This window comes from Bifidobacterium olomucense (assembly GCF_012932375.1).
Lineage (GTDB): Bacteria > Actinomycetota > Actinomycetes > Actinomycetales > Bifidobacteriaceae > Bifidobacterium > Bifidobacterium olomucense.
In genome coordinates this window covers 26,634-41,533 of sequence record NZ_JAAIIG010000004.1, presented here as the reverse complement: position 1 = coordinate 41,533, position 14,900 = coordinate 26,634, and the positions used below count along the sequence as shown (strand labels likewise).

Here is a 14,900-nt window from a genome sequence, read left to right as displayed (position 1 = left end):
TATGCTGATATATGGCGGTATCTGGATGGTGCAGCCATACTTTTGGAACATGAGATAAGGATGTCTGACATGACCCATACACCGAATACGTTTGCGGCGATCAGCGATGGCTGGACGGTCCGTGCTCTTAATCCTCAGGCTGCGCCGGAGTCGGTGCGTGATGCGATCTCGGTGGGCATTCCGGCCGCGGTCCCCGGCGAGGTTACGCTGGATCTGCTCAACGCCGGTCTTATCGACGAGCCGTTCGACGGCGACAACGAGGACCGTCAGCAGTGGATCGGCGATGTCGATTGGCAGTTCGAGACGACGTTCGACTGGCATGCGGACGGCAAGGCTCGGCATGATCTCGTCGCGTGCGGACTGGATACGGTCGCTACTGTAACGCTTAACGGACAGCTTGTCGGGGTCGCGCAGAACTATCACCGCTCCTACCGATGGGACGTGCGCGGCCAGCTGTGCGAGGGTGTGAACACGCTGGCGGTCACGTTCGCGTCGTCGGTGCGCGAGTCCGACCGCCGCGAACGGGAGCTTGGCTACTATCCGCATACCGAGCATCACGCGTTCAACCAGTTGCGCAAGCCGAGCTACCAGTTCGGCTGGGATTGGGGCATCGACGTGGCGAACGCGGGCATGTGGCGCGAGATCGGCATCGATTCGTGGTCCGACGTGCGGTTCAAAGCCGTCCGCCCGCTGGTCGATGTGCGGCCTGACGGTGTCGGCGTGCTCACGACCACGGTCGAGATCGAACGCGAGGGCGAGGGCCGTGTGATGACCTCAGCCGACGCGCACACGCAGCAGAAGCCGGTGCCGGTCACGGTGACCATTGCCGGTCCAGGATTGACTGAAGCGGTTGAGGTGGCCGGCGAGGTCGAATACGGCCGTGATGCCGCGACGATCACCGCGGTCGTGCCGGATGCGCGGCTGTGGTGGCCGCTTGGATATGGCGAGCAACCGCTGTACGATGTGACCGTGACGGCCGGTGCCGCCGCGTCGGCCGATGGCGGGCCGGCGGCGACGTGGACCGGCCGTGTGGGCTTCCGTACCACGCGTGTCGACACGCGTGCGGATGCGGACGGCCGTCCGTTCCAGATCTATGTCAACGAGGTGCCGGTGCATGCGCGCGGCTACAACTGGGTGCCGATTGACGCGTTCCTGTCGCGTGGCGACCGCGCGTTCTACGCGCAGCGGTTCGCGGATCTGGTCGAGTCGAACTCGAACATGGTGCGCGCGTGGGGCGGCAGCATCTACGAGTCCGACGATTTCTACGATCTGGCCGACGAGCTGGGCATCATGGTCTGGCAGGACTTCATGCTCGCATGCGCCGCGTATCCGGAGGACGCGGCCACGCGCGCGGAGATCGAGGCCGAGGCGCGCGAGCACATCAACCGCTTAAGCCCGCACCCGAGCCTGATCGTGTGGAACGGATCGAACGAGAACTACGTGGCCTATGCCGAGTGGGGCGGGTTCAAGCAGGCGCTGCGCGACGACGACAAGCCAACCAACGTGTACGGCTACGGTGAGAAGGGCTGGGGCGACTGGTATTACAGCGAACTGTTCCCGAAACTGCTTGCCGAACTCGACCCGACCCACGTCTACCTGCCGAGCTCGCCGATGAGCTTCACGCCGTTCGTGGACGCGAACAAGTCCGGCGACGGTACCATGCACATCTGGGACGTGTGGAACCGCGTCGACTACACGAAGTACGCGGACTACACGCCGCGCTTCGCCGACGAATTCGGCTATCAGGCACCGCCCGCGTTCAGCACGCTCACGCGCGTCGTGCATGACGAGCCGCTCGACCCGTTCGGCAAGCAGATGCTCGTGCACCAGAAGGCGTCCGGCGGCAACGTCAAGCTGGCCCGCGGCATGCGCGGCCACTTGACTCCCGGCCATATCGACGACGTGAGCTACGGCGGCGTGGTCAACGGCAGGCCGTCCGACGGCGAGCACAGTTGGCTCATCCCGACCGACCGGTGGGCGTCGATCGAGGACTGGCACTGGGCATGCCAGCTCCAGCAGGCGCAGGCGATCCGTTTCGGTGTCTCGCACATGCGCTCGCTCGAACCGGTCAACGCGGGCGCGCTGATCTGGCAGCTCAACGACGACTGGCCGGTCGTCTCGTGGGCGGCCGTCGACTACTACGGGCACCGCAAGCCCCTGTGGCACGCGTCGCGCGACTTCTTCGCGCCGCGTTTCGCGACGATCCAGCCGCGTACTTCCGAACGGTTCCGTGAGGAGCACAGCTGGGAGGGCGTGCCGGTCGCGACCGATCAGCTCGCGCTCGTCGTGGCGAACGACACGCTTTCGGCTTGGTCAGGCACGTGGACGGTGGAACGCCGTGATATCGCCGGTGGTGCGGTGCTTGCGTCGAAGTCGTTCGACGTGACGTTCGAGGTCGGCGAGCCGGGGCATGTGACGCTGACGCTGGATGAAGCGGTTGCGTCGTTCGGTGATCCGTCGCGAGAGATCCTCGTGGCGACGCCGGTCGTGGCCGGTGCCGTGACTGACGGTGCGGCAGAGTTCGCGCGCGTGATCTACAACCCGGCCGACGTGATCGATCAGCAGCTCGACCGTACGCCGATCGACGCAAACGTTGTCGTCAATGCGAACGGTGGCTACGACCTGACCGTCACCGCGCATGCGTACGTTCGCGACGTGTTCTGCATGGTCGACAAGGTCGACCAGGACGCTGCGATCGACGGCGGCATGGTCACGCTGTTGCCGGGCGAATCGGTGACGTGGCACATCACGGCCGCCGCCGGACTTGACCCGGCCGCGTTCGCCGCGTCGAACGTGCTGCGCACTGCCAACGATCTCAAGCGTTGACGTTTCCGGTCTTGGCTCTCCCTACCTGGGGGGAGCCAAGACCGTCATATCCCATAACATACAGTCATTCCCCACCACATCGTCGGTACAATAAGTAGCAGTCATAACCGTACTCAACCGCTACAGCAAGAAAGGAGAACGGAACCATGCTCAAGTCAAAGGTGACCATTTCCGACGTGGCCAAAGCCGCCGGCGTATCCAGCAGCGCCGTCTCCTACGCCCTGAACGACAAGCCGGGCGTATCCGCCGCAACGCGCGACAAAGTGCTCAAGGTCGCCGACAAAATGGGCTGGCGTCCGAACATGGCCGCCAAATCGCTGTCCAACGCGAGCGTGCAGTCCATCGGCATGGTCCTGACCTACGACACGCAGGTGCTGTCCGTCGAAGCGTACACGATGGAGCTCATCGCCGGCCTGACCTCCGAACTGGAGAAGGAAGGCTACTCGCTGACCATCCGCTATGCAAGCAATCAGCAGGCGGAAATGGACGTGCTGCGCGACTGGATCGCAACCGGCGGCGTGGACGGCGTGCTGCTGATGAACATCGAACTCGGCGATCCGCGCGTCGAACTGTTCTCCGAACACCCCGAAATGCCGGTGCTGCTGCTGTGCGACTCGTCGGTCGCCGGCGGCCTGACCGCGCTGTCGGACGATGAACAGAGCACCGCGCACCTGCTCGTCGACTACTGCCACGAACTCGGACACCAGCGCATCGCCCGCATCGCCGGGCCCGAGGAGCTGAGCCACACCTTCATCCGCGACAACGCGTTCATGGAGGAGACCGCCGAACTCGACCTGCAGTACAGCTGCTTCCACACCGACTATTCGCCCGAATCCGGGCGCAAATGCACGGAACGGTTGCTGTCGCTGTCCAAGCCGCCGACCGCCATCATCTACGACAACGATGTCATGGCCGTCTCGGCCGTGCGTACCGCCAAGAAACTCGGTATCAGCGTGCCAGACCAGCTGTCGATCATCGCGTGGGACGACTCGTTCCTGTGTCAGGTCAACATGCCGTCCATCACCGCGCTGAGCCGCGATGTCGTGGCCCGCGGCCGCGCCTGCGCACGCATGCTGCTCGGCATGATCGACGGTCAGGACGTCAAGTCCACGACCGACGTCCCCAGCGAGCTCGTCTTCCGCGACTCCAGCGGTCCGCTCGTCGGGTAGGTTCATGCGCGCTTCCTTTCCCTCATTTACGGACATACAGCCGATTTCGTGCCCCAAATCGGCTGTATGTCCGTTGGCTGATTAAGCGTCGCGGCGGGCGACGTACCGGGTGGCTCGGCCCGCACCGATCTTGACGATGACGCCCGCGTCCAGCAGATGCTTCAGCGTGCGTTCGACGGTCGACATGCTGATGTCGGGAAGCTGCGCCATTGCATCGGCCTTGGCCATCGGTGCCAACGATCGTTCGAACAATGCGGCGATACGCGACTCCTTGGTAGCCACGCGGCCGTTCGCCGCAGTCGTTGTCCCCGTCATCACTGCGCTGATACGTTCATCGAAATCCTGATATGCAGTGAGTATCACTCCGAGCAGATATGTGACGAACGGCGCGTAATCGTTCGCGTCGTCGTTCCAGCCTTGCGTGCTCGCCGCAAGTGCGTCATAGTAGGCATCCTTCGTCTGTTCGATGATATGCTCGATGTTGATGTACTTGCCGACCTCGAATCCGCTGCGAGACAGCAGCAGCAACGTCAGCGGTCGACTCATACGGCCGTTGCCGTCGTTGAACGGGTGGATGCAGGTGACGTCGAAGACGAACATGGCGGTTGCAAGCAGCGGATCGACACGGCTGTGTTCTGTGACGTCACGATATGCGGCGCAGGCTTGTTGCATGGGTTCCGGCGTTATGATGGCCGGCGGTGGCGTGAACCGGACCGATTGGGTGCCGTCTGAGGTCCGTTCGACGATGACGTTGTCGGTGTCCTTGAACCGTCCGCCGAAGGCCAGAGGCGTGCGGGCGAATCCTATGTACATGGTGCTGCCGGCACATGCATCGGTCCGCCAGGTGTTTCCCGATCCTCGGCGGCCGGAACATGTGTCTCACGCCGCGCCGTGGGCCGTCGAGCGTCTCACCGACACCGTTGTACGCATCCATGTAGATGAAGTCGAACACCCATCCGCACGTATCTTCGAGGTGTTCTCCGCGAAGTGATGGCGCATGGGGCGGCCGTGATCGCGTGCCCCGTCGGGGCGGCGTGATCACGGCCGTTTGCGTTGGAATGCACGTGTCGGACCGATCCATGGGCCGGCAGGACATTCGGATGCACTGTAGATAAACCGGTTAATCTATAACTTCTTCAAAATTTCATAAATCGGTACCCTGTTTGCGGATAATTCAGCGTTTTGGGCGTGTCGCCGCCTCCGTTCAGCCCTATACTTTACTTAAGCGATTAAGTTAAGCAAGGGCGCTGAAACACTAAATCTAAGGAGCCCATCATGAAATTCGTCATCCTTCCCCGTCTCCGCGGAATTGCTTACCGAAGCCCAGAAGACGTTCCTCGATCGGTTCTGGGACGATGAGACCGGGCTATCCGTCGACACCTGGAACGAGGACTTCACCGAGCTTGACCGGTATCGCGGGCTTAACGCCAACATGCATTCGGTCGAGGCGTTCCTGGCCGTCGCCGACGTGACCGGCGACGAAAGCTGGCGGACCCGTGCCGGACGCATCATCGACCACGTCCTCGGCTGGGCATCGAACAACGAATGGCGCACCCCCGAGCACTTCCACGAGGACTGGAGTCTCGATCTCGAATGCAATGCGGATAGGAAGGGCGACCAGTTCAAGCCCTACGGAGCCACTCCCGGACACGGCATCGAATGGTCCCGTCTCATCACCCAGTACGCACTGAGCGCGCCGGATCTGTCCGAATCGGATAAGGCTCGTCTGGTCGATGCCGCCGAGAACCTGTTCCACCGGGCCGTGGCGGATGGCTGGAACATCGATGGGGCGCCGGGCATCGTCTACACCACCGATTGGCAGGGCCGTCCGGTCGTCCACGACCGCATGCACTGGACGCTCGCGGAGGCCATCAACACGTCCGCGACGCTCGCGCGCGTGACGGGCAGGCCCGAATACGGCGAATGGTATTCGCGGTTCCTCGCCTATGCCGACGACAAGGTCATCGACCATGACAACGGATCATGGTTCCACCAGCTTGATGCCGGGAACCATCCCATCGGCACGGTGTGGCCGGGCAAGTCCGACCTGTATCACGCCACGCAGTCGATGATGATCCCGCTGCACGATCCGTCGCTGTCCATCGCCGTCGCCGCCAAGCGGTCCGCCGACTGATTCCGGCGACGAACCGGCCCTCCCATACGGAGGGTCCGCATGCACGTTTTCCCTTTTTCGCGTGTATCGGACAAGCCGTACGGGCGGGCTTTTCTTGTCATCCCGCGGGCGATTCACAGTCCGAATACACGGGTGACGAAGGCGGTGACGCGCTTCCAGTAACGCACGGGATCGGTGCTGGCGCTCAGTGCATGCGCGGCGCCCGGAACCAGCAGCCGCTCGCGGTCGATGCTGGCGCAGGCCGCGACGTTGTGGTCCAGGAAAGCCGGATCCACGAACGTATCGGCCCCGCCGTGAATGAACATCATCGGCATCGTCGCCCGGCGCAGCGAATCCAGACTGGACGCCTCCCTGAAACCGTAACCGGCTACCCACTTCGAGATGCCGCTCATGGCGGCCACGACCGGCACGGCCATCCAGCGGCGCGGAAGATGGTACATGCCCTTGGCGTTGTACAGGAACTGATCCCAGACCGAGGAGTACCCGCAGTCCTCGATGGCGGCCATGACGTTGCGGGGCAGATCAGGTTCGCCGACCGTCATCATCACGGTCGCCGCACCCATCGAAATGCCGTCCAGCAGGATGCGCGCCTTGGGATCGCTCTCCACGATCAGGCGGATCCAGCACATCAGGTCGCGACGTTCCAGCCAGCCCATGCCGACGAATCGTCCCTCGCTCAGCTCGTGGGCGCGTTGGGCCGGCACCAGCACGGTGAACCCCAGTCGCGCGAACCGGTGCGCGTACTTGGCCATCTCCGCGGGCGTGCCCGTGTATCCATGCATGCAGATGGCATACAGATGCGGTGCGGGGGAGGCCTTGTCCGCGTCGAACAGCCAGCCGTGCAGCTTCAATCCGTCCTCGCTGGTTATCGCGACCGGCTGCCTGGACTCCTCGAACCAGCGCGCGGCCTCACGCTCCTCGGCGGCGTCGGCATGCGGTGTTTGCAGGTAATCGGCCGTGGCGCCGCCCGCCATCAGTTTCTCCATCCGTCCCGCACATCGCTTGTCGAGCGACAGATGGAACATGAAGTCCGCCAAAGCGAAGGTGCCGGCGCCGAATGCCGCGGTTGCGGCCCCCGCTGCGATGATGAGATTCTTGGTGATACGCTTCATTGCGGCCTCGATTCCCCACGATAGATGCACTCTTTATTGTAGCCAAGTTGCATGTCTGACCATGGTGTATATACTTATTGCCTGTTGCTTTGGCGAGGGAAGATACGGTCTCGAAAGAGTCGGTTTCTTCCGTTATCGACTCGGCGTGAAATTTCACCTCCTTGGGTGTGTTCTGCGGCGCGTCGTGGCGTCAAACAGACAAAACGATAAGTAACACCGAAAAATAACAAGGAGTGCCTGTTATGGCTACCAATATCAAGCTTGAGGGTGAAGCCCGTACTGAGTTCGGCAAGGGTGTTGCCCGCCGTCTGCGCGTTGCCAAGAAGATCCCGGCCACCATCTACGCCGGCGGTGAAGAGCCTGCTTTCGTGAGCCTGCCGATGCGCGAGACCACTCTGGCTCTGCGCCACACCAACGCCCTGTTCACCATTGCCTTCGGTGGCGAGACCAAGATGGCTGTCGTCAAGGACGTGCAGAAGAACCCGGTCAAGCGCATCATCGAGCACATTGACTTCCTTGAGGTCAAGGCCGGTGAGAAGATCGACGTCGAGGTGCCGGTGTTCGTCGAGGGTACCCCGAAGGGCGCTGCCGTGGCCTTCGTGGACATTCAGGAGCTCAAGGTCCGCGCCGACGTGGCCAACCTGCCCGAGAAGATCGTCGTGAACGTCGACGGCCTGACCGATGGCACCAAGGTCTTCGCCAAGGACGTTGTCCTGCCCGAGGGTGTTGAGCTGGACGTTGAGGATCCGGAAGAGTCCGTCGTCACCGTCGAGGTGCCGGAAGATGCCGCTGAGTCCACCGAGGCTGCTGCTCCGGCCGCCGACGCTGCCGCTGCTGATGCTGCTGCTCCGGCCGCCGACGCCAAGTGAGTCCAATCGTCGGCATTAAGTTGATGTATTGCAGCTGATCTGCGCTCGTGCATTATGCGCGTAGCATGCAATGAGGACTGTAGGAAGCCCGCGCCTGTATGAATGGCGCGGGCTTCCTTGATTACGACGCTTTGCCGCGGTTGTTGTGGAATTTTTTGCGGAATTGAGCCCGAAAAACGGTACTGTGCGCGAGATATCGCAGGTGCGGCGTACCGGTTTTCACCATGTGAACGCTCCTGCACCCGTTGCGCAACAGTGTGCAAAAGTATCCAACAGAGCCTGCGCCACAAGCGCACAAGCATAACCCCATTGGCGGTTTGTTCCGCCAAAGTCAAGAAGAAGTAGTTAGCAATGACTGAAAACACGCATCACGATCCGGCGGCGCTCGATAAGCTCACCGAACCGTTCACCGTACTGCCTAACGACAATCCTGCCTCTGATGAGAAGCGTCAGTCTCTCATCGATAAGCCGGCTTTCGGTCAGGTGTTCTCCGATAACATGACCCATATGACCTGGACCAAGGGCGAAGGTTGGTCTGATCGTCGCGTTGAGCCGTACGCTCCGCTGAAGATGGATCCGGGTGCTTCAGTGCTGCACTACGCACAGGAGTGCTTCGAAGGTCTGAAGGCATACCGTCATGCCGACGGCTCCACATGGCTGTTCCGCCCGGATGCAAATGCCGAGCGTTTCCAGAACTCCGCCAAGCGTCTGTACCTGCCCGAACTGCCGATTGATGACTTCCTCGGCTCTGTGGCTGCACTGGTCAAGCGTGATGCCGCTTGGGTTCCGTCCCGTCGTGAGTACACGCTGTACATGCGTCCGTTCATGTTCGCTTCTGAGCCGTTCCTCGGTGTGCGTGCCCCGCAGGAAGTGGATTACTGCGTGATCGCTTCTCCTTCCGGCCCGTACTTCCCGGGCGGTGTGAAGCCGGTGAGCATCTGGGTTGAAGACAAGTGGTTCCGCACCGGCCCTGGCGGCACCGGTTTCGCCAAGTGCGGTGGTAACTACGCTGCATCCCTGCTCGGCGAGTACACGGGTATTGCCAACGGCTGCCAGCAGGTCTGCTTCGTGGACGCTGCCACCAAGACCTACCTTGAGGAGCTCGGCGGCATGAACATGATGGTCGTGCACAAGGACGGCCACGTGGAGACCCCGTCCCTGACCGGCAACATTCTGCCGGGTGTCACCCGCCGCTCCCTGATTCAGCTGCTGCAGGATAAGGGCCGCGACGTGGTGGAGACCATGATTCCGCTTGAGCAGCTGCTCGAGGACATCAAGTCCGGTGAGGTCACTGAGGTGTTCGCTTGCGGTACCGCCGCCATCATCACCCCGATTGGCCGCTTTAAGTCCGAGAAGTTCGACGTCACCGTCGCTGACGGCAATTCCGGCGAGCTGACTGTTGCACTGCGCAACGAGTTGCTCGGCATCCAGCTCGGCGAAGTCGAAGATCCGCACAACTGGATGTGGAAGGTTTGCTGATTAACTTTCCCTGACCGGACGCCTAACCCCTTGGAATCCCAATGATTCCAAGGGGTTTCGTCATGTTGGGGCAGGTGTTCAAGGATAAGACTTATAGCCGTTCGCCAACAGGTGTCAACAAATTTCATTTTTCAGGTTTTGGCGTGTCGCGAAAGAGGGTGCCGACCGAGTCTGATTGCAACGGTGCCGCTCCTGTATAAACCCGTAATTACACGCATATAAGTAATCACTGTTGCCGTGTTGTAGCGATGCGCATTATCTTCGGCTTCGTCATCGACGGGTGAGCTACACTTATTCATATCGGTACTATTCGCCATGTTGTCGCCCGTCATGGGTGTGGATTGAAAACTTTTCTCTATTGCGCTATGCCCGGTCTATGGCCGGGCCAGCGCAAGCATACCGTCTTCACGATTTTTCCAAGGAGTCATCATGACAGTTCTAACCGACCATAAGCGCACCATCGACATCACCATCCGCGAATGGAACGAGGAAACCTCCAGCTACGGACCGGACTGGAGCGCCGATTTCTTTGAGGTCGGTGGCCTCAAGAACCTCGGCGATGGCATATACGAGGTCGCCGACGTGCAGTATTGCATCGATCAGGCCAATGACATGGTGGCCGGCGACGGGGATTACGCCGATGCCGGCCCGCAGCCGAACCAGACGGTGCTCGTGGACGAACCGGTTCGGGCCGATGGGCAGGAGTAGGAGACTGCGGCTCACCCCGTCATGGCTTCCGGTCATCCGTGACCATCTGGTCGTGGAAGGCCGGAAGCAGGCTGTGATGGCCGGGGAGCGGGGCACGGTGAGCGAACGGCTGGCAAGGGAGTTCTTCGATGAGATGGACGCCCTGGCTCGTGCGCCCCTGTGGTGGGTGAGCGAGGACATGAAGAAACTATGCGTGGACACGGTGGAGAACGGGCCGTTGCCTCCCGTGGAACCGTTGCCCACCGCCACGGGCCTTATCGTGTTCGAGGGCGGTGTCGTGTTCTCTTCGCGGGGGATGGCAGACGTGCCGGTCGCGGCGGTGAGCTGGGAGCGGGCGGGTTCCATGCATGGAGGTGTTCCGGGTGTCATGATTCGCCTGTTCGGTGATTCCATGAGAAACGCCATGGGAAGGCTCATGGACAAAAGCCTGCCGATAGCGCCGATGGGAACCATCGATGACGAGACCCTTGACGCGTCGGTGATAACGCTTCTTTCGGTCGCGTTCGCGCTGATGGGCCAGCCGAGCGTGACGGCCGTCTCCGAAAGCCGATGGGACCTGCGAAGGGACGGCCCGCAGCCACGGTCGATGACGCAGGCAGCCAAGGTCAAGATGATCGTGCTGCGTCCACCGGCCAGAACATCCATGGGAAACGGGGGAGGGGCGGGGCGACGCGCGCCCGACCACCGGTATATTGTGCGCGGCTTCTACCGCAACCAGCAGTACGGGCCGAACAATTCGCTGCGCCGCCGCCAATGGATACCCCCATACGTCAAGGGGCCTGCGGGAACACCCCTGATCGTGAAGGAATCGGTGAGAATATGGCGCAGACTGTGAGCCGTCTGATGGGTGAGTATCTGGCGAGCGTGCCGTCGAAAAGCCGAGCGTTCTACCGCAGGGTGCTGGATGCGTGGCTCGGGTTCTGCGGGGACAACGGCATCGACGTGATGCATGCGCGCCGGTTCCACATCGACTCCTACAGGATATGGCGCGAACGCATGGGTGCCAGCCGGAACACCATCGCCACCGAACTGTCGCCGATCTGCTGCTTCTACGAATACCTGTGGCAGGAACGATACATCGAACGGAACCCCGCCGAGCATGTGAAGCGCCCGGCCGTGCGCAGGTGGAGCGACGGCTCATGGCTGTCCGTCGAACAGGCCGCCTTGTTCCTCGAACTCGCCGAGGGGGACCGCAGACCGTTCGTCGCGGCCGCGTGCTGCCTGCTCCTGCTCAACGGATTGCGCGCGAGCGAGGTGCTGGGGCTTGATGCCGCCGACTACCATCGTGTCGGCGGCATGCCCGTGGTGCATGTCAACCGTAAATTCGACTGGATGCAGGAGGTGGGTCTGAGCGAACGCGTCGCCAGATCGGTGGAACGGGCCAAGGGAGAGCGCAGGAAAGGCTCGCTGCTGGTCTGCCGGGGCAGACGCGTGACGTATCCGAAACTCGTCGCAGAGGTCGCGGGCCTTGGCGAACGATGCGGGGTCGAGCGGCGCATCACGCCGCATTCCCTGCGTCGTACGTTCGCCACGACGGCGCGCCGGCAGCGGGTGCCGGACCGGGAGATCATGGCGTCGGGCGGTTGGAGCACGCGCGAGATGCTTGACCGGTACGACATGAACAGGCTCGCTGTGGAGAACACGGCCAGCATCGCCGTAACGGAATCGTTGCAAAGATGCGGGAAAGGAGGGAACCCCTATGATGACGGGCGCTGAAGGCGGGCTGGTTCGGTCGATATCGCTTTCTTTAGATATTCTTTACTTACTTTCGTTTCTTTCTTTTTAGGTCCTATTGCAGCCGCACCTATAGACTCCTTTTGCAATGGTACCTATACTCCCGGTGTGTCTGGAGTCAGTACAGGGCTATAGTGGGAGTCAGCAAAAAGAAAAGCCCCGGACTGTTAGCGGCAGTCCGAGGCTAGCAGAAAACCGGATTGAGATTTTCCACGGCTAGTTTACCGCGAGACGTGGAGGAAAGGCTCATGGCTTTCATGGGATACAAGAATGCGGATAGGGTATATCCCCTCGCACGTCAAGGCAAGCTTGCCATTTATCGGGACGGAAGACCCCGCCTCGATGACCGCCTGCTGAACGTCCTCATGTATATGGCGCTCCGGGCGAAAAGCAAAGAGGACTATCGGCCGGGCAAGACCGAGAAAAGCAGGATGCCCTATTGGTGCTACTGGGGCGGCAATTCGACTATGGCCTCCGAAATGGGCATGCTGTTTTCCCCCGAGATGAGGGGAGACCTAGGTGAGGCGACGTCTGACGAAGCCGTAGACTCCACGGCTGCGAGGATGGAGAAGGCCACCAAGCGGATTAGCGAACTTCATGGGATTCTCGAAAAACGAGGCGTCATCAAGAAGCTGGTGAAGGCGAGCAACTTCACGGGAACGAACAACGTGTGGCTTCTGCTGCTCGGCACGCCCGAGGAAAACGCCGAGGCGGAACGAATCGCAAAGGCCTATTACGGATTGCAGTAGTGGCGGCACGGGTTAAGGGAATGCCTGTGCTTATGGGAAAACCGCCCTCCCCGTGACAGCGTGAGGCTGTAGGGGAGGGCGGTTTTTTCTTAAATCATGGCGTGAATTATTCCATTAGGACTGCATGGACGGCAATTATCCGCCTGTTTGAAATTTTTAGTCCGTTTTGAAATTTCCAACCACGTTTTTAACATCACTTGCCCGCGTTGGCTTTGATCGCGGAAGCGCCGATGATGACGCCGGTGAACAGTCCCAACGCGTTGAGCGTGGTCGCGATTGCCGAGGCGAGGCCGGTGAATCCCCATACGGGGCCCAACGCGCCCACCAACGTGGCCAAGGCCGGGAACACGATCAACGCCACCCATTTCAGGACGTCGTACACGCGGCTCGGGATGAGCCAGTCGGGCACGTTGTCATGGTTCAGGTCGGACTCCTCCACATGCTCCTCGGTGTCATTGTCGTATGCCATCATTCGGCCTCCTTGTCGTCGGTGGTGACGGTGATCTGCAAGGAGTCGAGCTTGGCCTTCACGGCCTTCTCGACCGCCTCGCTGATATCGGCCGGGTTCGCGCCGAGGGATTTGGCGAGCGTGTCGATGGCGGTCTGCTGGGCCGTGACCGTGGCGGTCAACTGGGCGACCTGCTTGCTCAACGCGGGCACTTGCAGCTTGTCCAGCCCGTAGAGGCGGTCACGCGCCTGTACGGACTGGATGGGGAAGCTCCACACGCGTTCGCCCACGGTCTTGACGATGTCGTTCGCGGCCTTGTCGATGCCCTGCAACCGGTCGCGGCATTTCGTGCCGTTCTGGTTGAAGTTCCACACCGCCTCGGCGATCTTGTTGATGTCCTGTGCAGTTACCATGTCGTCGTCTCCTTCATTTCCCAATAACTGGTTTGCTCGGTTGATGATGCGGTCCACGGGCAGTCCGTTGACCGCGAGGTCGGGGCATTGCATGTGGTCGGTGCCGGGAATCTCCCGGTGCAAATACACGTTGCCCTTCAGGCTGCCGGTCGGGTCGTGCCACAGGCGTTTCCACCCGTAGCGGCGGGCGATGTCCGCGCACAGGCGGGCGGAGAGCTCCACCTCGCCGTCGGTGACGGGCACGCCCGCCATGCCGCCCTCGTGCTCGATGGTGACGCCCGAACAGTCGGAAGCCATGTTCGCGTCCGCCCAGCTCCCGTTGTCCTCGTCCACGAACTGGTAGACGCGGTCCGGGCCGACGCCGTAATGGGATGCGGCCCGCGCCTGTGGAAGCGCGAACCAGTTCCTACAGGATTCGAGCGTGCCGACCATGATGTGCAGGGTGATGTGGTCCACCGCGTACCCGTTGCGGCCGTTGTAATGGTTCGGACTGCCCGCCCACGTGGCGAGCGTGGAACCGGTCATGGGGTCTCCTTTCCCTTGATGGTCTCGGGCGCGATCTGCTCGCGCAATACGTCCGGCAACGCCGGTTTGGGATGTTGCGCCATGTAGTCGGGTTCCATGGCGCGCACGGCCGGGTCGAGCCAATGGCACAGGCTGCGGATGTAGCCCGTGGCCACGAAGTAGCGTTCCTGCTGCTTCTCCAAATGGTCGATCTGCGCCTCTTGCAGGTCCACCTGCTCGCGCAGGGGGCGGATGACGCTGTCGGTGAGGATGGTGACGGCCTGATGCGCGGCCTCGGTGGCGAGCTTGTCCGCCTCGGCCGACTCGTGCTCGGTCTCCGCGCGCGTGCGGTTGCGCGTGGCGATCAGGGTGACGACGCCGCCCAATCCGCCGCCCGACACGAGCGCGAGGATGAGCGTGCTCCAGAACTCGCTGCTTGCGAACAACTGCTGGAAGGGCGGCATCACACGGTCTCCGACTGCGAGCTTTTCCACGTGACGATCTCCGCGACGGCCGGCAGGTCCGCCACGTCCACGTCCGACGCGAGCCGCGTGTCCATGTCCGTGAACGTGACCTTGCCGGCGTCGATGCTCTGGAAGTCGGCGCGCAGGTTCTTCTCGTAATCGCACCACGTCTGCGCGGTCCCGTCGTCCGAATGGTCGAACACGAGGCCCAGGCGGAGCATCTCGTACAGGATGCTGCCCTGCTTGGGACGCAGGTCGAGGATGTCGGAAGGTTTGGCTTCAGCCATGATT

The 14,900-nt window shown here is 61.7% G+C and carries 15 protein-coding genes and 1 pseudogene; 10 read left to right on the top strand and 6 right to left on the bottom strand.

Going from position 1 to position 14,900, the window contains the following annotated elements:
• Nucleotides 1-69: 69 nt before the first annotated feature.
• Nucleotides 70-2,826 (top strand): glycoside hydrolase family 2 protein, encoded by a 2,757-nt coding sequence (locus tag G1C97_RS05640; protein WP_169240944.1) that lies wholly within the window; start codon nt 70-72, stop codon nt 2,824-2,826.
• Nucleotides 2,827-2,972: 146 nt separating this feature from the next.
• Nucleotides 2,973-3,995, top strand: coding sequence for a LacI family DNA-binding transcriptional regulator (locus G1C97_RS05635; RefSeq protein ID WP_169240943.1), 1,023 nt, complete (start codon nt 2,973-2,975; stop codon nt 3,993-3,995).
• An 81-nt stretch (nt 3,996-4,076) separates the two neighbouring features.
• Here G1C97_RS05635 and G1C97_RS05630 read toward each other — a convergent pair whose 3' ends face one another.
• The gene (locus G1C97_RS05630) at nt 4,077-4,742 is read right to left on the bottom strand and encodes a Fic family protein (RefSeq protein ID WP_335341344.1); all 666 of its coding nucleotides are present in this window, start codon (nt 4,740-4,742) and stop codon (nt 4,077-4,079) included.
• Here G1C97_RS05630 and G1C97_RS12240 point away from each other — a divergent pair.
• Both G1C97_RS12240 and G1C97_RS05625 read left to right on the top strand, forming a co-directional pair.
• Complete coding sequence (locus tag G1C97_RS12240; RefSeq protein WP_240951044.1) at nt 4,666-4,986, top strand: hypothetical protein; 321 nt, start codon at nt 4,666-4,668, stop codon at nt 4,984-4,986. The two genes, G1C97_RS05630 and G1C97_RS12240, sit on opposite strands and share 77 nt — an antisense overlap.
• A gap of 303 nt (nt 4,987-5,289) precedes the next feature.
• A pseudogene (locus tag G1C97_RS05625) lies at nt 5,290-6,129 on the top strand (AGE family epimerase/isomerase); the annotation flags it as partial.
• A gap of 113 nt (nt 6,130-6,242) precedes the next feature.
• Here the strand turns inward: G1C97_RS05625 and G1C97_RS05620 are convergent.
• Entirely contained in the window at nt 6,243-7,241 is a 999-nt protein-coding gene (locus G1C97_RS05620; RefSeq protein ID WP_169240941.1) for an alpha/beta hydrolase, read from the bottom strand.
• Between the two features lie 242 nt (nt 7,242-7,483).
• Here G1C97_RS05620 and G1C97_RS05615 point away from each other — a divergent pair, with 242 nt between their 5' ends.
• The 6 genes from G1C97_RS05615 to G1C97_RS05590 all read left to right on the top strand — a co-directional run bounded on the left by G1C97_RS05615 (nt 7,484) and on the right by G1C97_RS05590 (nt 12,780).
• Nucleotides 7,484-8,110 carry a 50S ribosomal protein L25/general stress protein Ctc gene (locus G1C97_RS05615; protein WP_169240940.1) on the top strand — a complete coding sequence of 209 codons (627 nt, stop codon included), beginning with the start codon at nt 7,484-7,486 and terminating at the stop codon, nt 8,108-8,110.
• Between the two features lie 351 nt (nt 8,111-8,461).
• Nucleotides 8,462-9,589 (top strand): branched-chain amino acid aminotransferase, encoded by a 1,128-nt coding sequence (locus G1C97_RS05610; RefSeq protein WP_100494085.1) that lies wholly within the window; start codon nt 8,462-8,464, stop codon nt 9,587-9,589.
• Between the two features lie 429 nt (nt 9,590-10,018).
• Entirely contained in the window at nt 10,019-10,297 is a 279-nt protein-coding gene (locus tag G1C97_RS05605; RefSeq protein ID WP_169240939.1) for a hypothetical protein, read from the top strand.
• Nucleotides 10,284-11,132 (top strand): hypothetical protein, encoded by an 849-nt coding sequence (locus tag G1C97_RS05600; RefSeq protein WP_169240938.1) that lies wholly within the window; start codon nt 10,284-10,286, stop codon nt 11,130-11,132. Before G1C97_RS05605 ends, G1C97_RS05600 begins: the two co-directional genes overlap by 14 nt.
• A complete protein-coding gene (locus tag G1C97_RS05595) occupies nt 11,117-12,013 on the top strand; it encodes a tyrosine-type recombinase/integrase (RefSeq protein WP_169240937.1) in 897 nt (298 codons plus the stop codon). The genes G1C97_RS05600 and G1C97_RS05595 overlap by 16 nt, the downstream gene beginning before the upstream one ends.
• 266 nt (nt 12,014-12,279) lie before the next feature.
• On the top strand, nt 12,280-12,780 hold the full coding sequence (locus G1C97_RS05590; protein WP_169240936.1) for a hypothetical protein: 501 nt from the start codon (nt 12,280-12,282) through the stop codon (nt 12,778-12,780).
• Nucleotides 12,781-12,973: 193 nt separating this feature from the next.
• Here G1C97_RS05590 and G1C97_RS05585 read toward each other — a convergent pair whose 3' ends face one another.
• Genes G1C97_RS05585 through G1C97_RS05570 form a run of 4 tightly spaced genes read right to left on the bottom strand, consistent with a single transcriptional unit; the run spans nt 12,974 to nt 14,896 of the window.
• Complete coding sequence (locus G1C97_RS05585) at nt 12,974-13,252, bottom strand: phage holin (protein ID WP_417852208.1); 279 nt, start codon at nt 13,250-13,252, stop codon at nt 12,974-12,976.
• Nucleotides 13,249-14,166 (bottom strand): N-acetylmuramoyl-L-alanine amidase, encoded by a 918-nt coding sequence (locus tag G1C97_RS05580; RefSeq protein ID WP_169240935.1) that lies wholly within the window; start codon nt 14,164-14,166, stop codon nt 13,249-13,251. The genes G1C97_RS05585 and G1C97_RS05580 overlap by 4 nt, the downstream gene beginning before the upstream one ends.
• On the bottom strand, nt 14,163-14,639 hold the full coding sequence (locus G1C97_RS05575) for a PRTRC system protein E (protein WP_335341336.1): 477 nt from the start codon (nt 14,637-14,639) through the stop codon (nt 14,163-14,165). The genes G1C97_RS05580 and G1C97_RS05575 overlap by 4 nt, the downstream gene beginning before the upstream one ends.
• The gene (locus G1C97_RS05570; RefSeq protein ID WP_169240934.1) at nt 14,609-14,896 is read right to left on the bottom strand and encodes a hypothetical protein; all 288 of its coding nucleotides are present in this window, start codon (nt 14,894-14,896) and stop codon (nt 14,609-14,611) included. The genes G1C97_RS05575 and G1C97_RS05570 overlap by 31 nt, the downstream gene beginning before the upstream one ends.
• Nucleotides 14,897-14,900 lie beyond the last annotated feature (4 nt).